This window comes from Vagococcus sp., from assembly GCF_052102835.1.
Lineage (GTDB): Bacteria > Bacillota > Bacilli > Lactobacillales > Vagococcaceae > Vagococcus.
This window is the reverse complement of the sequence record NZ_JBQEIL010000007.1, coordinates 114485-139441: the sequence shown is the minus strand read 5'-3', so window position 1 is coordinate 139441 and position 24957 is coordinate 114485. Positions and strand designations below refer to the sequence as shown.

At 36.4% G+C, this 24957-nt stretch carries 23 protein-coding genes and 1 riboswitch; of the genes, 5 read left to right on the top strand and 18 right to left on the bottom strand.

The genetic code is table 11. The features are described 5' to 3' along the window. Nucleotides 1–277 precede the first annotated feature (277 nt). From lysS to pth, 12 genes are all read right to left on the bottom strand, one after another. Nucleotides 278–1741: a lysine--tRNA ligase gene (gene lysS / locus ACTJFD_RS08595; protein ID WP_442260937.1), complete on the bottom strand. Its 1464-nt coding sequence runs from the start codon at nt 1739–1741 to the stop codon at nt 278–280. Between the two features lie 119 nt (nt 1742–1860). Beyond that, nucleotides 1861–2850 carry a tRNA dihydrouridine synthase DusB gene (gene dusB, locus ACTJFD_RS08590; protein WP_442260935.1) on the bottom strand — a complete coding sequence of 330 codons (990 nt, stop codon included), beginning with the start codon at nt 2848–2850 and terminating at the stop codon, nt 1861–1863. Nucleotides 2851–2863: 13 nt separating this feature from the next. Beyond that, a complete protein-coding gene (gene hslO, locus ACTJFD_RS08585) occupies nt 2864–3754 on the bottom strand; it encodes an Hsp33 family molecular chaperone HslO (protein WP_442260934.1) in 891 nt (296 codons plus the stop codon). A 117-nt stretch (nt 3755–3871) separates the two neighbouring features. Further along, nucleotides 3872–5926, bottom strand: coding sequence for an ATP-dependent zinc metalloprotease FtsH (gene ftsH, locus ACTJFD_RS08580; protein ID WP_442260933.1), 2055 nt, complete (start codon nt 5924–5926; stop codon nt 3872–3874). 62 nt (nt 5927–5988) lie between these two features. Continuing rightward, nucleotides 5989–6534 carry a hypoxanthine phosphoribosyltransferase gene (gene hpt, locus ACTJFD_RS08575; protein ID WP_442260932.1) on the bottom strand — a complete coding sequence of 182 codons (546 nt, stop codon included), beginning with the start codon at nt 6532–6534 and terminating at the stop codon, nt 5989–5991. Between the two features lie 18 nt (nt 6535–6552). Then, nucleotides 6553–7956, bottom strand: coding sequence for a tRNA lysidine(34) synthetase TilS (gene tilS / locus ACTJFD_RS08570; protein WP_442260931.1), 1404 nt, complete (start codon nt 7954–7956; stop codon nt 6553–6555). Nucleotides 7957–8035: 79 nt separating this feature from the next. After that, the gene (locus ACTJFD_RS08565; protein WP_442260930.1) at nt 8036–8482 is read right to left on the bottom strand and encodes a S1 domain-containing RNA-binding protein; all 447 of its coding nucleotides are present in this window, start codon (nt 8480–8482) and stop codon (nt 8036–8038) included. Between the two features lie 47 nt (nt 8483–8529). Continuing rightward, the gene (locus tag ACTJFD_RS08560; protein ID WP_442260929.1) at nt 8530–8931 is read right to left on the bottom strand and encodes an FtsB family cell division protein; all 402 of its coding nucleotides are present in this window, start codon (nt 8929–8931) and stop codon (nt 8530–8532) included. Between the two features lie 66 nt (nt 8932–8997). After that, complete coding sequence (locus ACTJFD_RS08555) at nt 8998–9273, bottom strand: RNA-binding S4 domain-containing protein (RefSeq protein ID WP_442260928.1); 276 nt, start codon at nt 9271–9273, stop codon at nt 8998–9000. 2 nt (nt 9274–9275) lie between these two features. Continuing rightward, complete coding sequence (locus ACTJFD_RS08550; protein ID WP_442260927.1) at nt 9276–10892, bottom strand: putative polysaccharide biosynthesis protein; 1617 nt, start codon at nt 10890–10892, stop codon at nt 9276–9278. Then, nucleotides 10873–14424 (bottom strand): transcription-repair coupling factor, encoded by a 3552-nt coding sequence (gene mfd / locus ACTJFD_RS08545; protein WP_442260926.1) that lies wholly within the window; start codon nt 14422–14424, stop codon nt 10873–10875. Before mfd ends, ACTJFD_RS08550 begins: the two co-directional genes overlap by 20 nt. A gap of 30 nt (nt 14425–14454) precedes the next feature. Further along, complete coding sequence (gene pth, locus ACTJFD_RS08540; RefSeq protein ID WP_442260925.1) at nt 14455–15027, bottom strand: aminoacyl-tRNA hydrolase; 573 nt, start codon at nt 15025–15027, stop codon at nt 14455–14457. A 219-nt stretch (nt 15028–15246) separates the two neighbouring features. On the opposite strand from pth, the gene ACTJFD_RS08535 reads away from it, so the two are divergent. Beyond that, on the top strand, nt 15247–16218 hold the full coding sequence (locus ACTJFD_RS08535; protein WP_442260924.1) for an L-lactate dehydrogenase: 972 nt from the start codon (nt 15247–15249) through the stop codon (nt 16216–16218). Nucleotides 16219–16270: 52 nt separating this feature from the next. On the opposite strand, the gene ACTJFD_RS08530 is transcribed toward ACTJFD_RS08535, so the two are convergent. Continuing rightward, complete coding sequence (locus ACTJFD_RS08530; protein ID WP_442260923.1) at nt 16271–16420, bottom strand: hypothetical protein; 150 nt, start codon at nt 16418–16420, stop codon at nt 16271–16273. 225 nt (nt 16421–16645) lie between these two features. Between ACTJFD_RS08530 and ACTJFD_RS08525 the strand changes: the two genes are divergently transcribed. From ACTJFD_RS08525 to ACTJFD_RS08515, 3 genes are all read left to right on the top strand, one after another. Continuing rightward, nucleotides 16646–18013, top strand: coding sequence for a L,D-transpeptidase family protein (locus ACTJFD_RS08525; protein WP_442260922.1), 1368 nt, complete (start codon nt 16646–16648; stop codon nt 18011–18013). Between the two features lie 129 nt (nt 18014–18142). Next, entirely contained in the window at nt 18143–18640 is a 498-nt protein-coding gene (locus ACTJFD_RS08520) for a prolyl-tRNA synthetase associated domain-containing protein (protein ID WP_442260921.1), read from the top strand. Between the two features lie 220 nt (nt 18641–18860). Beyond that, entirely contained in the window at nt 18861–19430 is a 570-nt protein-coding gene (locus tag ACTJFD_RS08515) for a hypothetical protein (protein WP_442260920.1), read from the top strand. A gap of 35 nt (nt 19431–19465) precedes the next feature. Here the strand turns inward: ACTJFD_RS08515 and ACTJFD_RS08510 are convergent, their stop codons facing one another. Continuing rightward, nucleotides 19466–19735, bottom strand: coding sequence for a chorismate mutase (locus ACTJFD_RS08510; protein ID WP_442260919.1), 270 nt, complete (start codon nt 19733–19735; stop codon nt 19466–19468). A gap of 17 nt (nt 19736–19752) precedes the next feature. After that, complete coding sequence (locus ACTJFD_RS08505; protein ID WP_442260918.1) at nt 19753–20451, bottom strand: NAD-dependent protein deacylase; 699 nt, start codon at nt 20449–20451, stop codon at nt 19753–19755. 274 nt (nt 20452–20725) lie between these two features. On the opposite strand from ACTJFD_RS08505, the gene ACTJFD_RS08500 reads away from it, so the two are divergent. Then, nucleotides 20726–21748, top strand: coding sequence for a linear amide C-N hydrolase (locus tag ACTJFD_RS08500; RefSeq protein WP_442260917.1), 1023 nt, complete (start codon nt 20726–20728; stop codon nt 21746–21748). A gap of 63 nt (nt 21749–21811) precedes the next feature. Here ACTJFD_RS08500 and ACTJFD_RS08495 read toward each other — a convergent pair whose 3' ends face one another. The 3 genes from ACTJFD_RS08495 to ACTJFD_RS08485 form a co-directional block, all read right to left on the bottom strand. Next, on the bottom strand, nt 21812–22546 hold the full coding sequence (locus tag ACTJFD_RS08495) for an amino acid ABC transporter ATP-binding protein (protein ID WP_442260916.1): 735 nt from the start codon (nt 22544–22546) through the stop codon (nt 21812–21814). Between the two features lie 2 nt (nt 22547–22548). Beyond that, the gene (locus ACTJFD_RS08490; protein WP_442260915.1) at nt 22549–24138 is read right to left on the bottom strand and encodes an ABC transporter permease subunit; all 1590 of its coding nucleotides are present in this window, start codon (nt 24136–24138) and stop codon (nt 22549–22551) included. Between the two features lie 108 nt (nt 24139–24246). After that, a riboswitch (Lysine riboswitch) is annotated at nt 24247–24427 on the bottom strand. Nucleotides 24428–24574: 147 nt separating this feature from the next. Beyond that, nucleotides 24575–24957: Cna B-type domain-containing protein (locus ACTJFD_RS08485; RefSeq protein WP_442260914.1), on the bottom strand; the 383-nt coding region annotated here is incomplete at its 5' end.

The window sequence follows — 24957 nt, the reverse complement described above, 5'->3', positions numbered from 1 at the left end:
AACACCTACACATTTGGTTCGTCTTACTTTGTTCAGTTTTCAAAGGTCTAAACTTTGTCGCGTTAGCAACTTTTACATCATACCAAGTTACCAACAACTTGTCAACAGTTTTCTTTCAAAAAGTATTAAGTTTTTTTAAAGTATTTGTTGTCGCGTTGACAACGTAGATAAATATACCAAGATATTGACCATTCGTCAATTGTTTTTTTCATTTGTTTAAAAAATCATGCGTTATAAAAAATGAACAGGAGCCTTTAAGCTCCTGTATCCTTAGTTTCTAACGCATTGTTGGGAATAATAAAACATCTCTAATAGATTGAGAATTAGTTAAGAGCATCACTAAACGGTCAATTCCAATACCTAGACCACCTGTTGGCGGCATTCCATATTCTAAAGCTTCAAGGAAATCTTCATCAATTCCATGAGCTTCATCATTTCCTAAATCTTTTTCACGCATTTGTGCTTCAAAACGTTCTCTTTGATCGATTGGATCATTTAATTCTGTAAAAGCATTTCCGTATTCATGTCCGACAATAAACACTTCAAAGCGATCCGTGAAGCGATCATCTACTGGATTTTTCTTAGCCAATGGTGAAATTGACACCGGGTGCCCATAGATAAAAGTAGGTTGAACTAGTGTGTCTTCCACAAATTCTTCAAAAAACTCATTAATTACATGACCATAATCCATATGATTTTCAACGTGAACATTATGCGCTTTAGCAATTTCACGGGCTTCTTCATCTGTCATATGTTTCCAGAAATCAACACCTGTTACTTCTTTTATTGCATCTACCATATGCACTCTTCTCCAAGGCTTACCTAAATCTAGAGCATGATCTCCATAAGTTATTTGCAATGTACCGAGTACTTTTTGAGCCGCATTCGTGATAATACCTTCTGTTAAATCCATAATATCATTGTAATCCGTGTATGCTGTATAAACTTCAATCATTGTAAATTCAGGATTGTGAGTGGTATCTGTTCCTTCATTACGGAATACTCGACCGATTTCATACACTTTTTCCATACCACCTACGATTAATCGCTTTAAATGTAATTCTAACGCGATACGTAAGTATAATTCCATGTCTAACGCATTGTGATGCGTGATAAACGGACGAGCCGCTGCTCCACCAGCCATATTGTGCAGTGTTGGTGTTTCAACTTCTAAATAACCTAAGCCATTTAAATAATTACGGATTTCTCGAATAATTTCACTACGTTTAACAAATTTATCAAAACTATCCCGATTACTAATCAAATCTAAATAGCGTTGACGATATTTTTGCTCAATATTAGTTAACCCATGATATTTATCTGGTAACGGACGTAACGCTTTAGATAGAAAAGTTAATGTCGTCGGTTTAATCGTCACTTCACCCATATCGGTTTTCATGATTTCACCTGTTACTCCAATAAAATCTCCTAAGTCTGCTTGTTTAAACAAGTCATACTCTTCTTCACCTACAGCATCTTTACGCACGTAAACTTGAATTTGGCCTTCTCTATCTTGTAAATGAGCAAAACCAACTTTACCTTTACCGCGCTTTGTCATAATACGACCAGCAATCGTCGCTGTTAGTCCTAATTCTTGTAACTCTTCTTTTGTTTTATCATCATATTGTTCGTGTAGTTCTTTTGAGTTAGTCGTACGTTCAAAACGACCACCGAACGGATCTAGTCCCTTAGAACGTAACTCCGCTAATTTTTCTCTTCTAACAATGAGTTGATCATTCATTTCTTCGTGACCTTGAATTTCTTTTGACACGTTACATCCTCCTAATATTTATTTTATCTCTATAATGCCACAATAAAACAAAAAAAGGCAAGTTGGTTTTGCCCTTTCTTCTTATATTATTAGCTTACTAGCCCTTTTGCAGTTAAGTTAGCAAGGTAATTGTCGAAAATTTCGATTACCTGAGCCTCAGTCTCCGCTTGATTAATGGCTAATTTTGTTTTTGCTGCCCGTGGCGCTCCTTTTAAATAGTAAGCAGCATGTTGTCGAAATTCGCGACACGCTATTTTTTCACCTTTTAAATGAATCAAGCGCGACAAATGTAATTTTGCAGTAACTATTTTTTCAACAGGGGTTGGTTCTACAACTAATTCCCCCGTTTCTAAATAATGCTGCGTGCGATAAATCATCCAAGGATTACCTAAAGCCGCGCGACCAATCATCACACCATCGCAACCCACTTCTTCCAACATTCGCTTGGCATCTTCTGGTGTACGAACATCACCATTCCCCATAAACGGGATAGAAAGATGCTTTTTCACTTCTTTCAAAATCTCCCAATTTGCTTTTCCTTCATACATTTGTACTCGTGTACGACCATGCATCGCAATCGCGGCCGCACCTGCACTTTCAGCTGCCTTAGCATTCTCTACTGCAAAAACATGTTCCTCATCCCAGCCTATACGCATTTTAACCGTCACAGGAACGCTGACAGCACTCGAAACAGCTTCAACCATCTCATAAACCTTATTGGGATCTAACAACCATCTCGCGCCCGCCTCGGCCTTGATTACTTTATTAACCGGACATCCCATATTGATATCAATCATGTCTGCTGTCGTATTCGCTTCAACAAATTTAGCAGCCTCTACCAAGGTTTCTTTACTGCCTCCAAAAATCTGAAGACTTAACGGATGTTCTTTCTCATCAATATAGAGCATCTCTAGCGTCTTTTTATTTCGATGTTGGATTCCTTTATCACTAATCATCTCACAGACGACCAGACCAGCACCAAACTCTTTGACCGTAACTCTAAAAGCGGCATTACTAATCCCTGCCATCGGAGCAACCACCACTCGATTGGGAATTTCAACGTTGCCTATCTTCCACAAAACTGCTTCCCCCTTAGTTCTCAAGCGCCTCTTGGCATAACCCGACTAATTCTTGTTCGTCATAGTAATATTTTTCACCACAGAAGTGACAAACTGCTTCTGCACCGTGGTCTTCATCAATCATTGCTTGAATTTCTTTCGCTCCCAACGTAATAATAGCAGCAGCAAAACGCTCTTTTGAACAATCACAATAAAATTGAACCGGTGATTTTTCTAAAATCGTTACATTTTCTTTACCTAAAAGACGATATAAAATCTCTTCAGGAGATTCACCAGCATCTAATAGTTTAGAAACCATCGGAATATCAGCAATTCTTTTTTCAATCTCACTAATCGTTTCCTCTGTCGCTCCCGGCATCACCTGAATCATGAACCCACCTGCGGCTTTGACAGCATCGTCATTTTCATTATCAACTAATACACTCAGACCAACAGCTGAAGGAACTTGTTCTGAATTGGCTAAATAATAGGTGAAATCCTCTGCTAGTTCACCTGAAACAAGTGGCACTTGACCAGAAACGGGTTCTTTAAGACCTAAATCTTTAATGACTGAAATAAAACCTTCTGTTCCTACCGCGCCTCGAACATCTATTTTGCCTTTTTCATTAGCAGGTAAATTAACATGAGGGTTTTTAGGGTAACCTTTAACATTACCATGTGCATCAACATCAACGATAATCGCACCAATCGGGCCATCACCTTGAACTTTTACTGTTAATTTTTCATCGTTTTTATGCATCGCGCCTAACATTAACGACGCACTCATCGTACGACCTAAAGCCGCCGTGGCTGCTCGCCATGTGTCTTGTCTTCTTTGTGCCTCAGCGACTGCTTCCGTTGAACGAACAGCCATTGCACGTATTTGCCCATCAAAACAAAGAGCTTTTACTAAATAATCATTCATCTTTATCAACTCATCTCTTCTCTCTATATTTTAAAAATTTAACCTTTTAGAAAAGGAAAAGTGGGGTACACTTTCGTATATCCCACTCATCATAACGTATTTGTTCAAATCTTAAAACTATTTTTGCTCATCATCTTCAGATTCGTAAGTTTCCTTGACTTCTTCTTCAAATTCTTCGCGTTCTTCAATTTGTTTTTCAGCATCTTTCTTTTCTAAAGCTTCTTTAGCCGCTTCGAAAGAACCTTCTTTTTCACTTGGAAATTCATCTTCTTCTATTTTAACCGGCATCACGCCTTCTTCAAATAGTGATTTGATTTGTTTCGCATCTAGTGTTTCGTATTCTAACAATGCTTTCGCAATGACTTCATGGCGCTCGCGATGTTCATTAATAATTTCGTGCGCTTTTTTATGTGCACTCATTAAAATCTTACGAACTTCTTCATCAATTTGGTAAGCAATTTGTTCAGAGTAAGCTTTTGTTTGTCCATAATCACGGCCAATAAAGACTTGATGGTTTCCTTCATATTGAACAGGTCCTAATGCATCACTCATTCCATATTCAGTCACCATTGAACGAGCTAAACGAGTGGCTTGTTCAAAGTCATTACTTGCACCTGTTGATTGTGAGTCGAAGAAAACTTCTTCAGCAACACGACCACCTAAAAGACCTACGATTTGTTCAAACATTTCTGTTTTCGTCATCAAGAAGCGATCTTCTTTAGGTAAAGCAATCATGTAACCCCCTGCACGACCACGAGGGACAATCGTTACTTTATGAACGATACGTGCATCACTAAGTACTAACCCACAAATCGTATGTCCCGCTTCATGATAAGCCACCATGTCACGTTCTTTTTTACTAATCACACGATCTTTTTTAGCTGGACCTGCAATCACACGATCTTGCGCTTCATCAATATCGGAAGCGTCAATTTTCTTTTTATTACGACGAGCAGCTACTAAAGCAGCTTCGTTTAAGACGTTTTCTAAATCTGCCCCAGCAAAGCCTGGCGTTTGTTGTGCTACGACTTTCAAGTCAACATCTGATGCTAATGGTTTATTGCGTGAATGAACCTTCAAGATTTGCTCACGACCTTTAACATCCGGAGTTCCAACTAAAATTTGACGGTCAAAACGGCCTGGACGTAGTAATGCAGGATCCAGTACATCCGAACGGTTAGTAGCTGCAATGACGATGACCCCTTCATTACCACCAAAACCATCCATTTCAACTAATAATTGATTTAGGGTTTGTTCACGTTCATCGTGTCCGCCACCCATACCAGCACCACGTTGACGACCGACTGCATCAATTTCATCAATAAAAATAATCGCAGGCGCTGACTTTTTAGCAGTTTCGAATAAATCACGAACACGGCTCGCTCCAACCCCTACAAACATCTCAACAAAATCTGATCCTGAGATTGAGTAGAATGGAACACCAGCTTCACCAGCAACGGCTTTAGCAAGTAATGTTTTACCTGTTCCTGGAGGACCTTCTAGAAGAACCCCCGCCGGAATACGGGCACCCAGGGCAACAAATCGCCGTGGATCTTTCAAGAATTCAACCACTTCAACTAATTCTTGTTTTTCTTCTTCTGCACCAGCAACATCAGAAAAACGAACCTTAATATCTTTTTTATCTGTTTCTTTCGTTTTTGATTTACCAAAGTTCATGACACGACCATTGCCGCCACCTTGACCGCCTTGGCCCATCATCATATAAAACATAAAGATTAAAAAGATAAAAGGTACAAATCCAAGTAACATTGACAACCACATACCACTACTTGATTGTTCTTTTACTACAAATTTTGTTTTGCTATCTTTAGCAGCCTCTGTGATATTTTGAATTGTGCCATCATTAGGTAATACGGTTGTGGTAAATCGTTTTGACTTAATATTTGTTTTACCAAAAACAGGTAACCCACCAGCATCTGCTACTTTTTGTTCATCAAAGTATTCACCAGTGATTTGATAGACACCATTATCTGGTTGCACAGAAAATTCTTTGACTTGTTCATCTTTTAATTTTTCGTAAAATGTTGAATAATTAATTTTAGGTGATTGATCTCCACCCTGGCCAAAAAAGAAATACACAATCATAATCATTGATAAAAAGACAATGATATAATAAAGGGAATTCTTCATGCCTGAATTTTTCTTATTCATTCATGTCCTCCTTCATCTTTAAGAAATCCTTAACTTAAGGGCTTACTTTTTATTTTTTTGTTTTACGCATTTTCATAAATTTCTGGTTTTAACACACCAATATAAGGCAAATTACGGTAATTTTCAGCATAATCTAAACCATAGCCAACCACAAATTCGTTCGGTACATCAAAACCAACATAATCCGCAGTCATTTCAACAACACGGCCTTCAGGTTTATCCAGCATAGTCACAATACGAACCGACGCCGCTTTACGATGTTTTAGCATCTCAACCAAATATTTCAGTGTACGACCACTATCGATAATGTCTTCTACTAAAATAATATGACGACCTTCTACTACTGTATCTAAATCTTTTAAAATACGAACTTCTCCAGAAGAAACCGTGGCATTACCATAACTAGATACATCCATAAAGTCCATTTCTAAATGGATTGGTGTCGCACGAACTAAATCCGCTAAAAACGGGACAGCCCCTTTTAAAACACCAACAACTAACGGGTTTTTATCTTGGTAATCCTCACTAATTTGTTTCCCTAAGATTCGCACACGCTCTTGAATCTTCTCTTCTGAATAAAATACTTTTTCTATGTCTCTTTCTAACATAAGTTTCTCCTTCCAAACTTACTTATCCCACTGTTTACAGTAGATAAGCTTATATTGTATTTTAGCAGTTTCATTTTGAATACTCAAATAAGATTCCCTGAATGGAACCAACCAAATTAATTCATCATCCGGTGTACTGACAACCCAACTTTCGTCACGAGCTTTATGTGGTACTTTTTCATCTATAAAATAACGAGAAATTCGTTTGCTTTGACCTTGATGATTGTAGATAATTCGGTCGCCTGCTTGTCTTTTTCGAAGAATTATTTCTGGTGTATCTGGCAATGTTATCATTAATTCGTATTTTTGCCAATTTAAATGATTGTTCGGAATTTCTTCACAACCTTCTTCAAAAAAGCCAAACCATTCGTGCTTAGATAATTGTATTCCAGTATTTAGTTTAACATTAAACCGTGATAAAAGGGTTAATTGTTTTTGTTTTTTTTGAGAAATTTTAATCTTTTCATAGCTCCGCTCCGAAACCCAATCTTTTTTCAAAGGAACTAAAAGGTATGCATGAGGTTCTGTTAATTGTTTAAATAAGACTGCTTGTAAATTTTGACTCATTGAGAGACCTGTTTCTTCTATAAAATGAACGCACCACTTGTCTAACATAAACGTTTGCTCTGCTAGTGTCGCCTGTTCAAACAAAACTTGATTAATGCACCATGTTTTGGCTTCATATTGAAAAATAGTCTCATACAAAGGAGTAATCATTTGCTCAATCAATTCATTACCTAAACTAATTTTTTCTGCGAAACGAACCAAATGATGCTCTACCTGCTGATTTTCCTCCTTCAATCGAGGAATAAGCTCATGACGAATTCGATTACGAAAATAAGTTAATTCTTGGTTTGATTCATCTTCAAAGTAAGGAATTCTCTCTTCCTTGGCAAAAACAGACAACTCTGTCTTTCGATAAGGCAGTAAAGGACGTAATAACGCCACTTCCCCTAGTTGTCGCTTAGAAACAATCCCTTCTAAACTTTTCAAGCGATGCCCACTAATTAAGCGCATCAAAATAGTTTCAACTTGATCATCTTGATGATGAGCCGTTAATAAATGAGTGTACTCTGCTTCCTCTGCCACAGAAGCAAAACTGGCATAACGAAAATCGCGCGCTTTTTTTTCAATATGACTTTGAATACTTAAGCCCTCCATCCACGTTCGACAATAATATGGCAGGTCACGTTCTAAACAATAGTTTTGTAAAAAATCGGCTTCTATATTAGAAGAAGGCCGCAGCTGATGATTGATATGAACCACACCGATTTTAGGTTTTAAAGGGCTTGGTAATCGATTCATTAATTCTAAAAGAACCATCGAATCCACACCACTCGAAACAGCTAGTAACACTTTATCTTCTGGTTGCCACCATTTATTAGTAGCAACATGGTTTACAAATCGTTGAAAAAGAGACATTACTTTCCTCCGTTTTAAAAGTAAAAAAAGGGCTGTAGTCCTTTACGACCACAACCTCTTACTTATTATTTATCTTTAATTAGTTACGACGTCCACCACGTCCACCACGTTTACCTTCTGTATTACGGCGTAATGAACTTAAACGATCATCGCTATCTTTTAAAAATGAACTCATTAATGTATCGAAAGTTTCTTTCTTTTGAGCAGGTGCTGCTGGTTTTCTAGAAGTGTTCCCACGATCTGATTTAAAATTGGTTCTTTTATATTCTCTTTTTCGCTCTGGTTGTTTTTCTTCATTTGCACGCTTAATAGACAACCCAATCTTACCATCATCACCGATGGACATTACTTTTACTTCTACTGCATCTCCAACAGTTAAACAATCGTTAATATCTTTGACGAAACTATTAGATACCTCACTAATATGAACTAATCCCGTTTTGCCGTCCCCTAAATCAACAAATGCTCCGAAATTGGTAATTCCTGAAACTTTTCCAGGTAGCTTTACCCCTACTTCAATTGACATAAAAAATTTTTTCCTCCTTGAACCTTCTTATATAATCTATATTTAATTTATTTGTTCCCACTAGTTTGTGTCGAGTTATTTAACTCGGGAATACTGTAAACCTGTTCGCCTTCTTTTGAATAAAAGTATTTTGAACGTGCTACTTTTTCCATGTATTCTTGATCATGCAATAAATTAACTTCATCTTGTAATTCTTTTTGTTCCGCTGACGTTTTTTTGTATTCATGGTTAACTTCTTGTTTTGTTTCACGCAACGATAATAACTTTTGACTATTTTGGAATAGATTAAAGCCAATGAAAGAAAACACTAAAAAAATAATCGCTGCCATCACCATGATTCGACGACGTTTAAAGATTAAACTTTTTGTTTCTTTTCTCGTTTGATCAAGAGACAATTTAGTCGTTTTTTCTTCTAATGTTAATAAGCCACTTTCTTTTTTCATGGTCATTAAAAAACTCCTATCACAAATTTAAAGATAATTCATTATACCAAGTACTGAAAGCATTGTCTAATTTTAATCCAAACTTTCTGTCTGATTTCCAATAGTTTCACTAATTACTTCATATAAATCCTTTGCTTCATCTTTTTTTGTTGTTTCTTTAATCATGATCACGCGAACTTCTAACGTTTTATTACCAAAAATAATTTTAAGCTTGTCGCCAACTTTAACAGTCGTTGACGACTTCGCTAATTGACCATTCACTTGAATACGTCCTTTATCTGCAATTTCTTTTGCAACAGTTCGACGTTTAATAATTCTAGAAACTTTTAAAAATTTATCCAAACGCATCTTTATTTCTCCTTGTGTCTTAAAATTTTCTGAAACTTAATTCCTAATGGGAAAAATCCCCATTCTTCTGCTGTTAATACTTGCCAACGTGATAAACCAAGCAAAACTACCACAATGCCTATAAAAACACCGACTAAAGTTAAAAGAAACATTAGCAAACGGTTATCTACCTGACCAAACACATCAAAAATGAACCATCGATAACTTAATAATAACACACTCATCACACTTAAGATGCCACTCATTTTCAAATAAAAGGATTCCGACAATAATTTAAATGATAATTTCCTTCTTAATAGGACATGTAGCAAACCTAAACACACCGCTAAGCTCAACAAAGTACTCAAACTAGTTCCGACTGTTCCTAGAGCGACCGTCAACGGTTTTGTTAATAACATTTTAACAAATAAGCCTACGCCTGCCGTTAATAACGGAAGCATCACTTGGTTACAACTTTGAAAAATAGTTTGATAGACTTGAATCATGGCGATAAAAAAGACCGACAAAACATAAAGACTTAATGCCAAACTATCCGCATTATCTTTAAAAAGAGTCACATTGATAAAAGGAAGGATTAAAGCTAAACCAAACGCTGCAGCACTTGCAATCATGAATGAGAGCTTTAAAAAAGTTTGAACTAATTTTTCATAAGATTGTGTCTGATGATTGGCATAATAGCGCGTCAACAAAGGTAAAAAAGTCGTCGTCATGGATAGTGAAACGACTAAACCAACTTGAACGAGTGGTTGTCCTCGATCAAAAACTCCTTTTGTTATCTTCGCCGCCAATTCTGGTAATCCATGCTGAACTAAAGCGTTTTTGACTTCAAAAGAATCGACTAGTTGAAAAAAAACCAAATAGGCACTATAAAAACAAAGGGTGCCCCCTTCTTTAATTAAACGAACTAAAAAATGCTTGATTTCAGCACGTGTCAGCCCCTTTAAATGCCAAGACCAAATCTTTTCTTTGCGCATGACTAACAGAACGACGAATGCGCCCACTGCCCCCACCGAAGAACCTGCCATTGCAAGGGTCCCAACTTGATAAATCGATAATTGTGATTGAATGTAAAGGAATCCTGCTAAAAAAATCACGAAAACGCGCAAAGCTTGTTCCGTTAGTTGAGAGAAAGCCGTCGGACGCATGTTTAATTCCCCTTGATAAAAGCCTCGATAACTAGCTAAAAAAGGAATAAATAAAAAGAGAAAAGAAACAGAGCGTAATGGCTGTGTTAAGCCTTGATCTCCCATTCGTTCCGCTAACCAACCTGCACCAAAAAAAATCAAGGCAAAAAGGGTCAAGGCCACTCCACTCACCATTAAAAAAAATAGTGACGTTAATTGTTTGGTCTTCTCGGTTTCTTTCTCAGCTGCTAAAATCTTAGACAAATAAACAGGCAACCCAGACAGAGCGAGAGTCATCCCAATCCCGTAGATAGGATAAACTTGTTGATAAACATAGAATCCTTCATCCCCCACTAAATTTTGAAATGGTACGCGATAAACCGCACTTAAAATTTTAACGATCAAAGAGGTGAGTGTTAAAATCATCGTCCCTTGTAACATATGGCGACTTGCTTTTCCCAAATCAGGTGTTTCTTTACTTGTTACCATCGGCATCACTTTTTCTTTGATATTTTTGTTCCCGAACAGCCGCTACAAATTGGGCGATTTCTTGTAACCAAACAGCCGTCGCTAATTTAGGTGACACTTTTAGATGGATATACATTTTTCCCGCATCTGGTTTTACCTCTGCTTTTAACGTCGTGCTAGCTAAAGCTTTAAACAATTGTTCCACTGTATAGATATTAGTACCTTCTTTACTTAATTCAATAATAATCGTTGCTTCTTTTTTTACAACCTTTTCAATCAACGCATAGTCACTATTCATCTTAATCAAGCCAACTGTCAATAAATTAGCGACTTCATCTGGATAGTCACCAAAACGGTCAATTAAATCAGCTTCTAATTCTTCATAAGCTTCTTGACTCTCTAACTGACGAATCCGTTTATAAATTTCAATTTTTTGACGTTCATCTTCAATATAACCTGTTGGAACATAGGCATCAATTCCCAAGTCAATTTCAGTGATGGTACGACTATCTGTTGCCGTCTTTCCTTGTTTTCGGTTCACTGCTTCAGTTAACATTTGTGTATACATATCAAATCCAACCGAATCAATAAAGCCATGCTGTTGTGAGCCTAATAAATTACCTGCACCACGAATTGATAAATCCCGCATCGCTATTTTAAAGCCTGACCCTAGTTCAGTAAAGTCTTTGATCGCTTGGAGACGTTTTTCACTAACTTCGGTCAATATTTTCTGGGCTTCATACATAAAATACGCATAGGCTACTCGATTACTACGACCTACCCGACCACGTAATTGATACAATTGTGACAAGCCCATATAATCCGCATTTTCAACAAATAAAGTGTTCACATTTGGAATATCAACGCCCGTTTCGATAATGGTCGTTGTCACGAGTACATCGTATTCACCATTAATAAACTCTAACAAAACATTTTCAAGCTGAACTTCGGTGAGTTGTCCATGAGCATAAGCAATTCGTGCTTCGGGTAAGATTTGTTGGAGTTCATCCACTTTTTGTTCAATCGTATCCACTCGATTATACAAATAGAAAATCTGCCCCCCACGAGCCATCTCACGTTCGCAGGCTTCGCGGATAGCTCCAAAATTCTTTTCCATCACATAAGTTTGAATTGGATAACGATTGGCAGGTGGTGTCTCGATGACAGATAAATCCCGAACTCCAAGCATAGACATATGCAACGTTCGAGGAATTGGGGTCGCTGTTAACGTTAGAACATCCACTTGAGCCTTTAATTGTTTAAGACGTTCCTTGTGCTTCACACCAAAACGTTGTTCTTCATCTACGATGAGTAAACCTAAATCCATAAATTCAACATCTTTTGATAGGACTCGGTGTGTTCCAACAACGATATCCACTCGGCCCCGTTTTAATTCATCTAACGTTTCAGTTTGTTGTTTTTTCGTTCTAAAGCGGCTCAACAAACCAATCGTTACTGGAAAATCAGCAAAACGTTCGATCATAGTTTCATAATGTTGTTGCGCTAATATAGTAGTAGGCACTAAAAAGGCTACCTGTTTGCCGTCTTTAATCGCTTTAAAAGCGGCTCTTAAAGCGACCTCTGTTTTCCCATACCCTACATCTCCCACTAATAAGCGGTCCATCGGGCGTTCCCGTTCCATATCTTTTTTAATTTCTTGAATACTTCGCAATTGATCTTCTGTTTCTGAGTGAGGAAAACGATCATCAAATTCACGCTGATAATCATCTTCCGGACTAAAAGCATAGCCTTTTTCTGCTTCTCGCTCTGCATAGAGCTTGATTAAATCATCAGCAATATCTTCAACCTTAGCGGAAACTTTGCGCTTTGTTTTAATCCACTCACTTCCACCTAATTTATTAACTTTTGGTGTTTTTGACTCAGAAGAAACATATTTTTGAATCATATCTAACTGAGTCACTGGAATAAATAATTTATCGTTATTTTTATATAAGATGGTCATATAGTCCTGATGAATCCCACCACTTTTTAACGTTTCCATCCCAATGTACTTACCAATCCCGTGATTCAGATGGACAACAAAATCACCAGGCTTGAGTTCATTATAACTTTTTAAGCGTTCAGCATTCGAGACTGTCGTCTTCCGGGCTCTCTTTTTTGTCCGTGTATGAACAATCTCTTTCTCTAGTACAATCACAAATTTACTTTCAGGTAATTCAAAACCAGAGGCCAGTTGCCCTGACATAATCTGTGTTTTACCTGGTAATAAATGTTGTTGATCATTAACCACCGCTGGAACTTCTAAGTCAATCAGTAGTTTCTCTAAAATTGAGCGTCGTTCTTCCGATTCAGCTAATAAAACAACGGTTTGTTCTTGTTTATGCCAACGATCTAACTCTGTTTTAAGAAGTGACATCTGACCAAAAAATTGTTGCATTGGACGATATTGAATCGGATGAATCGCTTGAAATTTCATCCGTCCCATTCCCTTTTGAAAAAGTGAGAAAAAGGTCTTATGTTGAGGTGCTTTCTTTAACAATGTTCGAAAATCAGCACCAAACGTTTGATCATCGAAAATCACTTGTTCTTCAAGCTTCATCGTCATCCATTCCGCTTCTTCGCGTAACAACTCACGCTCAGATTCGACCAAACGACTATAATCATCCACAACTAAAAAATCATCTTCCGCAAGATAATCCATCAAAGTAAACGTCGTTTTACCATACAACAAACTAGTATATAATTTCGTTTCATCCGTTGGGTGACCTTGCGACCATTCACTGACAAGATAATCCCGATAAGAAGCCAGTTGACCTTTCATCTCATTATCTTTTATTGCTGTTATTTTTTGTGTTAAACGATCCTTCATTAATTCCGCGCCTTGTTCCAATTGAGAAACTGTCATTAAATCCAGTGTTGCTGGTGGAATAACAACTTGTTCAATCGTCTCTAAAGAACGCTGTGTTTCCACGTCAAATAAACGAATTGAGTCGATTTCAGTATCAAACAAATCAATTCGAACAGGGTATTCATTTGTGAGTGGATAAATATCAATGATACTCCCTCTTACGCTGAATTCACCTGGCTTACCAATCATTTTTTGACGTTCATATCCCAGTGAAACCAGTTGTTGAGGGACTTTTTCCAAATCAACTTCTGTTTGATAATTAAAAGTTAAAAAACTGGCTTCCCAAACTTTAGGACTTGGTAAGTACTTGCGAAAGCCTGCTAAAGAAGTCACTAAAATTCCCGCTTGATCAGAAACTAAGAAAGAAAGAGCGTTTATTTTATCCGTTAGTGATTCAGGCGATGAGAAAGACATCTCGACTGCTGCAACTTCATCCACTGGGAAAAAATAGAGCACCTCTTCAGCGATAATTTGGCTTAAATCGTCAACCAATCGATGAGCATAGTAAAGATTAGGAGTTAAAATGACAACTTTCTTTTTTTGTTCTAACATACTTGCCATCAGTAAAGACTTAGCAGAGCCCGATAAACCTGTCACAAGTTGCATCGGTAGTTCGACTAAACCATTTGACCACTCTTTAATTCCTGGGTGGCTCATTATTTTTTCTATTATTCCTGGAGCCCGATACATATCAGTTTCTCCTCCCCTCGTGTATTTTTCTTAACTTTTTTTAATATTAAATTGATTCATGGTATCAACAAAAGAATGTCCCTTCAACCAAAATCCAACAGCATCTGCTGCTTGATTGACCGAAGCTAACATCTCATCATGAGTTTCTTTAGGAAAGGGACTCAAAACGTAAGAAACAACCGTCTGTGGCGCTATTGGACGGTCAATACCAATGCGAATTCGATTAAACGCTTGTGTTCCAAGATGACTAATTAAGCTTTTGATGCCATTATGTCCTCCAGCACTCCCTTTTTGACGCAATCGAATCCGACCAATCGTCAAATCTAAATCATCATAAATAACAATGACATCCTCTATTTTGACTTGATAATAATCCATCAAGGGACCAACAGCACGTCCCGATTCATTCATAAAAGTTTGCGGTTTCACTAGAACTACCTTTTCACCCTCTACAAAAAATTCTGCAAGGTCTGCTTCAAACTGGTGTTTATTAAATTCTATTTTTTCACGATACGCTATTTCATCTAATGTGATGAAACCAATATTGTGTTTTGTTGCACGATATTTAGCACCTGGATTTCCCAAGCCAACAATTAATTTCATTAACTGTCTCTCCTTCTCTTCTCAAAACGCGACGAGCGCTATTTTTCAATTCCCTTAATTATGACATCCTTTGAAAGATAATTCTACTGATTAAGTAGAGAGTTTAGGATTTCTTTTAGATTGCTTTTCATTCTCTGATTTAAAAATCTTCAAAAATGACACGCTATTTAGCGAATGCTATACTTAAAGAAACAGAAAATAAAGGAGTGTTTGATATTTATGACCTTAAAAAATAAAAAGAAACAAAAAGTGATCATCATTGGTAATGGGGCTGTTGGTTCTAGTTATGCTTTTGCACTCGTGACACAAGATATTGCACAAGAGATAGGTATTATTGATATCAATATTGAAAAAGCCGAAGGGGATGCTCTTGATTTATCCCATGCTCTAGCTTTCACCTCTCCTAAAAAAATTTATGCTGCTAAGTATACGGACTGTGAGGATGCTGATCTTGTAGTCATCACAGCAGGTGCTGCACAGAAACCTGGTGAAACACGACTCGATCTTGTTAATAAAAATCTAAAACTTTTCAAAACAATTGTGAACGATATTGTTGCCTCTGGTTTTGATGGCATCTTCCTCATCGCAAGCAATCCTGTTGATATTATGACTTATGCGACTTGGAAATTCTCTGGCTTTCCGCAAAATAAAGTGATAGGAAGTGGAACGTCACTTGATTCAGCCCGTTTCCGTCAAACGATTGCTGAATTAGTCAATGTTGATGCACGAAATGTACATGGTTATATTCTAGGTGAGCATGGCGATACCGAATTTCCCGTTTGGTCACATGCCAACATTGCAGGACTTCAAATCTATGAATGGGTCAAAGATCACCCTGAGATTGATGAAGAAGAAATGGTGAATATCTTTTTCAAAGTTCGGGATGCTGCCTATACAATCATCAAGAAAAAAGGGGCCACTTTTTATGGTATTGCCGTTGCCTTATCACGAATTACACGTGCTATTTTGAACGACGAAAATGCTGTTATTCCACTATCCGTTTATCTTGATGGACAATACGGGCTAAAGGATATCTATATTGGCTCCCCAGCGATTGTCAATGCTAATGGAGTTGAAAGTATCGTCGAAATTCCGCTCACAGATGCAGAACAAGAAAAATTTGATTACTCAGCTGAAAAACTTAAAGAAGTTATGCTAGCAGCTTTCGAACAATTGGAAGCTGAGGCATAAAAACAAACCTTCTTAACCACTTTTAAAATCAAGTCGTTAAGAAGGTTTGTTTTTATTTTTTTTCTTTGGCTTCTTTCTTTTTTAAATAATCTGCACGTAATTGATCAAGTTGTTCTTTTTTATCTTTTTTTATTGGCGTTCTTTTTTCATGATATTTTGATACAGCGGTTTTTCCTTTTGTATCTAATTGATATTTTCCCATTAAATTCACCTGCTTCTTTCTTCTTATTTCCTTAGTATAATACACCTTACATTAAAAGGTAAATCAGAGAAATAAAATAGTTTAATAAAACTTATCCCTTTCTCCGGATTAATCAGAAAAAAGGATAGATTAACGATTACTAATAGAAGCCTATTTAGACTGGTTTTTATTGTTTGTTGTGATACAATATCGTTGCAAGATATTTAATAAAGAAAGGTAGTTATTATGAAACGAAAAATTAGCTTCATTCTTCCGATACTCCTCTTAGTAGCTTTGATTGGGGTTTATATGTATTTCGCTATCTATTTCCAATCACATACCCTGTTTAAAACTACAGTTAAAGGAATACCCGTCGACAAACTAACCAAAGAACAAACGCAAGATAAATTACATGACCGTTTGAAAACGACTTCTTTTGATATTATTAATCAGAGTACCGAATGGAAAAAAATTCCTAAAGAAGATTTAGGGATGACCTATGATATCGAAAAAACAACAAACAATATTTTTTCTAAACAAAATCCTTGGTCTTGGCCATTAGCTTTTTTCCAAAAACAAGAGTATCCTGCTGTAACTGCACCAACAAACGAAAAAAAGTTAACAGCCACTTTGGAACAAGTTAAAGTCGATTTAGAGGCTTATAATAAAGAACAAACCCAAACAAAAGATGCTTCTATTGAATTTATTGACAACCATTATACGATTGTCAAGGAGGTTCAAGGAGCCTCTTTAAATCTCAACCAAGCCATGACGCAAATTAAAAAAGATATTTTAGAAGGGCAAGCAAATGTAAACCTTACCTCTTTTATCGAGAAACCTAAAACAGTCTCGACAGACAAAGAATTGGTTGCCGCTGTTGATGAAATCGAACGCTTGAATTCACAACCGATTTCTTATTCGATTAATGGTCAAAAGATTGAGGTACCTAAAGAAATTAGTCACACTTGGTTTACTTTTGCAGACCAAAAAGTCGCCTTAGATAAAGATAAAATAAAAGAATACATTACCGAACTCGGAAATAAATACAATACCAGTACCAATTTTTCTAAATTTAATAGTACGAAACGTGGGGAAGTCACTGTTCCTGCTGGTGCGTATAGTTGGACCATTGCCACTGATACCGAAGTCGCAGAGTTATCGAACCTATTGCTTGCTGGAAATGGTGTCGAAAATCGGGTGCCTAGCTTCCAAGGAAGTGCTACTCCTGGAGCCGCGTTGATTGGTAATACTTATATTGAAGTCGATTTACAAGCCCAACACATGTGGTTATATAAAGACGGGAAATCTGTCTTAGACACTCCCGTTGTCACTGGCAAACCAAGCACACCGACACCACCTGGCGTCTTCTACGTTTGGAATAAAAAAGAAGATGAAATTTTAAGAGGGGAAGATTACGCAAGCCCTGTTGATTATTGGATGCCCATTGATTGGACTGGCGTTGGAATCCATGACTCGCCTTGGCAAAATGCCGATGCTTATGGTGGAACATCTTACAAAACGGTAGGATCACATGGGTGTATTAATACCCCCCCTGCAGTCTGTGCTAAGTTGTTTAGTATGATTGATGTAGGTATCCCCGTCATCATTTTTTAATAAAAAAAGCCTGTTCTTTTCTTCTCAAGCTCAGAAAAGAACAGGCTTTTTGTTATTCATAGCTACACTCTTCTAATAAATTAAGATACAATTAAGTTATCCTATAAAAACAGAAAGAGGAGAGCGACTATGGAGCTATATCAACAATTGGTCACTAAGTTAAAAGAGTTAAATATTCCTTTTGAGATTGTCGAGCATCCCCCTGCATTAACAACAGAAGAAGCAGATACCTTCATTGAAGGAATCGATGGCGTTCGGACCAAATCAATGTTTTTAACTAATAAAAAGAAAACAGCTTATTATTTACTTATCATGGATGATCAAAAACGTTTAAATATGGAGCAATTCAAAGAAATTACCCAAGCCAACCGAATCAAAATGGCCTCCTCTGATAGCTTAATGCAAAAAATGAAGCTACCACCTGGTGTTGTTTCGATTTTCGGCCTTTTAAACAATGATGACCATGACATTCATGTTTATTTTGACCAAGAAATTTTAGATGAAAAACGAATGAGTTTCCACCCCAATGTCAATACAAAAACGATTTTTGTCGATACTCCCGATGTCTTAAAATTTGTCGAAGCATTAGACTATAACTATCAAAAAATCGAATTCAATGATCATTAACACACTTCGATAATTAAAATAAAAAAAGTGTCACTCCATCATTAGACAAGAGTGACACTTTTTGTTATAACAAGACTCGATATAACGGACTTAACCAACTAAGTCGTTAAACCAATATATCCCTTCATAAAATCAGTCATTAGGCTATGATTCATCCCTCAATTAAAACTATCTATTTCTTCAGAAATGAAGTATTATCAAGACGATAAGGAGTGATCTTTTGACAAAAATAAAAATAAGTGGTCTCGTTATTTTAAGCTTTTTACTTTTGAGTGCGTGTTCAACTGAAACACCAAAAAAAGAAACCAGTGATGAAACTTATGTTTTCAATTTGATTGACGAAATTGATTTAAAAAAAGAAAAGGAAAGTCAATCCATTGCAACCTTCACAAAAAAATTGGGTGAGCCTCTTTTTATAAATAAGTTCCCTGAGCGCCGCCATGCTCGTTGGCTAATTAAAAAAAACAAGCAAAAAATTGCCGTTTTTGATATAAGCTATCAGAATGATCTGCCGGACCAAGTAACCATGACCTTAGTTAAAGAAAAACCTGATTTTTTATCAAAAGAAAAACAACTCAACCAGAATAAAAAAATTAAAATTGGAAATAGGTTCAATCAACAAGACATTCTCTCTCTTTTAGGCAATCCCTATGAAATAAGAAAAATAAAAACAAACGATCACACCTCAGAAAAAATCACTACTTTTTATGATTTTTCTAACAAAGATAACCAAGAACCAACGCTCACAATTCAAACGGTTAATGATAAAGTTATCTCTAAAACCGATTAAAAACTTGACTAACTAATCGTATTTCAGATAGTTAGTCAAGTTTTATTTATTTGTGCCAGTTGATATTTTTTAGAAAGGTCCATCAATGTTTTAAATAATTCCCGAACATCTTCTTCATACTTTGGATTTTCAACGAAAGCACTAACTTTCTTTAAAATTTCCTCTTCTCGCGCTTCATCTAAAATCGGACTATTATTCTGTTTTTTAATCGCAATCACTTCAGCGACACACATCATTCTTTTTTCAAATAAACGGACTAATTCTTCGTCGATCGTATCGATTTCTTGTCTTGTTTTTTCTAACATTCTTTCCCTCACTTCTTTTACAATTCCTCAAAAAAAGTCTCTGCCAAGCCTGTCACCATTAAATGGTCTTCAAAAAGTGCTACAACTTCTCTATTTATAACAATCAGGTCACTACTAGGGTGCCGATATTGAATTAAACCACTGAAGGGATAAACTTTTAAACTTGTCCCCACAACAACTACTACATCCGCTTGTTCTAACGCTTTAATGGATAATGTCATCGCTTCTGGATCCAAACCTTCCTCATAAAGAACAACATTCGGACGTATTTGTCCACCACAACTGTGACTATCACTTGCCATATAGGCTGTTACTGAAACGGTTTGACCACACTTCATACAATAACAATCATATAAATTACCATGAAAATTAATCACCTGTTGACTCCCTGCCGCTTGATGAAGACCATCAATATTTTGACTAATTACGGTCACATCATGATTTGATTCTAATGCAGCCATCTTCTGATGAATAATATTTGGACGAGCTTCTGGGTGATAGAGATTTTTAACAAACGTATAAAACTTTTGAGGTTCCTTCATTAAACAAGTCCGACTTAATAAATATTCAGGTTGGTCTAACCCCTGATAAATTCCATCTAATGAACGATAATCAGGAATACCTGAAGGGACAGAAACACCTGCACCAGTCATAAAAACAAAATGTTTACTTTGTCTTATTTTTTCTAATGCTTGAGCTCTTATTGCTTGTTTCATTTGCTTCACCTTCCTTAATCTTAGTTCTATTCTAACAAAAATTTAACAACTTATGTAAAAAAAAGAGGAACAATCAAGGGTAATTAAGCTTTTAGTTGCTATCTCTCTTCTTTTCTTATAAAAAAAATTTAACTATTTCTACTATAGTATTCTTATTCTACTTGTTACTTTATTTTAAACAAAAAAGTTAAAGGACTGACCTTTTCTTTGACAACTGAACAATAAACGTAGTATTATCGAACAAACAAAACTAATTATGAGAGGAAGATTTTTAATGTGTACTGGAATGACTCTAAAAGCAACGAATGGTGATTTATTTTTCGGAAGGACGCTTGACTTAGATTTACCTTTATTTGGTGAAGATAGTGGTTTTCCAACTTTAGCAAGTATTATGAATATCCCAGCGAATCAAGAATTTCCTAGTCACCTCAATAAATGGACCACTAAGTATGCGGTTTTAGGAATAGCCATTGATGAAACAAGTTGTTTATTCGACGGCATCAATGAAAAAGGTTTAGTCGGTGATTGCCAAGTATTGAAAGAAGCTACTTGGATGTCCAAAGAAGAGTTAGCTAAAACAAAGTTAACACCTTGCTTGGCAGAAGAATTTGTTGCTTACGTTTTAACTAATTTTAAAAATGTTCAAGAACTTAGAGAGGCTGTTGATCAACTCGTTTTAGTCGATCAAAAATATGAAGCACATGGTTTATCTGCTAATTATCCTTTACATTTTTCTTTTGTGGATGAATCAGGGGATGGGATTGTTTTAGAACCTGTTAATAATGGGCAATTTAAAGTTTATGATTATTCTGGTGTCATGGCAAATAGTCCCGAATATGATTATCATGAAATCAATATTCGGAATTATATTGGTTTAAAAAATATTGCAGTGAAACAAAACCAAGATTTAAAATCAGATCAAAAAATGCAACCGATTGAAGGCGGAACAGGTTATGGTTTATTTGGTTTACCAGGTGATTATACCTCTCCTTCACGTTATGTAAAAGCATACTTTATCAAAAACTTTATTGATGATTTTGATACTAAAAATGGGATTGCTCAATTGTACGCGGCTTTTAGGCCCTTGATTATCCCACGTGGACTTGAACATACTAACGAAGAAACACCTAAAAGTGACTACACTCGCTACTGGGCTGGTTATGATATTACCAATAGAGAAATGTTTGTTCAATCAGGCGTTGGTTTAGCTATTACAGGTAAAAAACTTTCTGCTAATGAACCTAAAATTTCTTATGAAAAAATTGACGTGACTAATCATATTAATTTTATTAGCTAATCCTTTAGCGATAAGAAAGGACTATCCTAACTTTTACAAATTGTTAGGATAGTCCTTTTTATTTTATTCTAAAATTCGTTGCAAGAACTCTTTCGTTCTTTCTTCTTTTGGCTTCGTAAAGAGTTTATCTGGTGCCCCTTCTTCTGCAACAACCCCTTGATCCATAAAAATAACACGGTCTGAAACTTCTTGTGCAAACTTCATCTCATGCGTCACAATTATCATCGTTAATCCGGTCTTGGTTAAATCACTCATAATATTCAGGACTTCTCCTACCATCTCAGGATCAAGTGCAGACGTCGGCTCATCAAACAGCATCACATCTGGATCCATCGAAATCGCTCGAGCAATGGCCACCCTTTGTTTTTGTCCGCCGGATAACTGTGAAGGACGAGCATAGGCAAACTCAGCCATCCCTACCTTTTCAAGGTTTTCTAATGCTATTTTCTGTGCCTCTTCTTCGGAACGCTTCAAAACTTTTACTTGTCCAACCGTACAATTTTTCAAGACATTATGATTTTCAAATAAATTAAATTGTTGAAAAACCATCCCTACATGAGCCCGATACTGAGGTAGATTGTATCCTTTATCTAGAATATTTTCACCTTTAAATTCAATCGTGCCTGCCGTCGGCGTTTCTAATAAATTAATACAACGCAAAAGTGTTGACTTTCCTGAACCTGACGAACCAATAATGGTCACGATTTCGCCTTGTTTAATTTCAATGTTAATCCCTTTAAGTACCTTTTGTTCACCAAAACTTTTTTCTAGATTTTTAATTTCAACAAAGTTATTCATTATTATTCGCCTCTTCTTTCTAGTTTCGTCACTTGCATTTGATTGGCATATGATTTGTGAGAACCACTGTCATTACCGTCAATACGACGTTCTACCCAGCGTAAAATACGAGTCACCGTAAAGGTCATAACAAAATAAATGACACAAGCGACAAAGAAAGTATCAAAGAAGCGGAAGTTACTACCTGCCACTGTTTTCGCTTGGAAATAAAGCTCTGAAACAGCAATTACATTCAATACAGAAGTATCTTTAATATTAATCACAAACTCATTACCAATTGCAGGCAATGTATTTCTAAAGACTTGAGGAATGACAACATTCCACATGGTTTGACCATGTGTCATTCCAATCGCTTCAGCAGCTTCAAATTGACCTTTATCTACGGCGAAAATCCCACCACGAACGATTTCTGTCATGTAAGCCCCAGTATTGATTGACACGATGAAAAGTGCGGCAATCAAGGGATTGACATCGATATGGAACGCTTGAGCAGAACCATAATAAATAACCATGGCTTGAACAATCATCGGTGTTCCTCTAAATATTTCAACATAGACTGTAAAAATAATATTTAATAACTTGTGTAATATCTTAGCAAATAATTGACGTGGCGTTGGGACCGTTCTAAAAATACCAATCGCCATTCCTAATATCGTTCCTACCACTGTCCCAATTAAAGAAATGAATAAAGTCGTCCCAGCTCCTCTTAGGAAAGCTCGGCCATTTTCTCGAACAATCTTAACAATCCAATTTTCATTCGTTTCTCCACTAGGTTGTTGTGCAATGGCTGTATCCATAATCTTTGTTCGTTCTTCTGCTGAAATACCTGCTAGTAATGTATTAATTTTAGCTGTATCAGGGTCATTTTTGCGTAAACCAATCGCAATTGAGGTATCCTCTGGCGATGTTTCAAAACCATCCCCTTCTTTAAATTCAATCATTTTAAAATTAGGATTTAATTGCTCAGCAGTCACACCTTCTGGACGTTCGGTTACATAACCATCGATTTTTCCGGATTCCAATGCCACACGCATCGCTGGAAAATTATCCATTGCCGTTTGCTGAGAAACACCTGGTATTTGTTCAATTACTGAATAGTGAAACGTGTTAAGTTGTCCTGTTACTTTCGCTCCATCAAAATCAGTTAATTTTTTTGCACTATCATAAGGACCATTTTTTTTCACTAACATAACTAAATGGGAATTATAATACGTATCTGTAAAATCAATCGTTTGTTTTCGTTCCGCGGTCGGTGACATACCTGCAACAATCGCATCTATTTTACCTGATGTTAAGGCAGGGGCTAAACCATCCCATTCTGTTTTAAAAATAACTAATTCCCGATCCAAGTCTTCCGCCACACGTTTCGCAATTTCAATATCATAACCACCGGCAAAATCTTTAGACCCCTGGATAGGGACAGCTCCATTGCTATTATCCGTTTGCGTCCAGTTAAACGGAGGATAGCCTGCCTCCATTCCTACGACAAACTTTTCTTTTTCCTCTGCAAAAGCTTGTAAATTGTTACTCGTTAAGATCCCTAGTAAAAGGAATGCCATCATGACCATCATTCTTAAATTTTTTCTTTTCATTCTAGTTCGCTCCCTGTTTGTTAGTAAAAAAAAGCAATCCTAACCATATGAGTAGGATTGCTTTTAAACAGTAGAGTTGGATAAATAATGAAAATAAAATCTATTTATCAAATTCCTAGCGCAACCCAGTATCATACTACTGAGACAGTCTTATAGTTATTCACTATAAGCCCAACATTAATCATCAAAGGATATCATTAATGTTTCGGCGAAAAACCCCTCTCACTTTCTTCTTCGTTTCCTTAAAACTCAGAAAGTCTTCTTGATTATTCGCACCTCTAGATATTTTTAGTCTTGTTCTTTTTTCTTGTGTTCAAGTATAACATGAAAGAGATAAAAAAGCATATCTTTTTATCATTTGTTTTTAATTTGATTTTTATTTAATTAAAAACAGTGGCAAAAGCTGAACTACTCGGCCTTTACCACTGTTAACCTTTTATTTCATTTTTCTTTTTCTTTGAGATTGATAAACAAACATACCTAAACCACTAAATAAACTCAAGAGACCAACCCACTGTAAACCAACATAATCTTGTTCACCAGTTTTTGGTAAATTTTCTTTCGGTTTTGTTGGTGATGTTGGATCAACAGGTTTTCCTGGTGTAATCGGTTGATAAGTATTCGTGATGGTATAACCTGACACACTACTTTCATAACCTTTAGGTACATTTCCTTCTTTAACTGTGTATTGATAACGTTTTGTCGTGCCTTTGGAATACTCAGGTAAGTCTTTAAACTCATAAGACCACTTACCTTCGGACCCGGCTTTGACTTCTTGACGGGCATATTCTGTGCCGTCTTGATAAAGGACAACCGTAA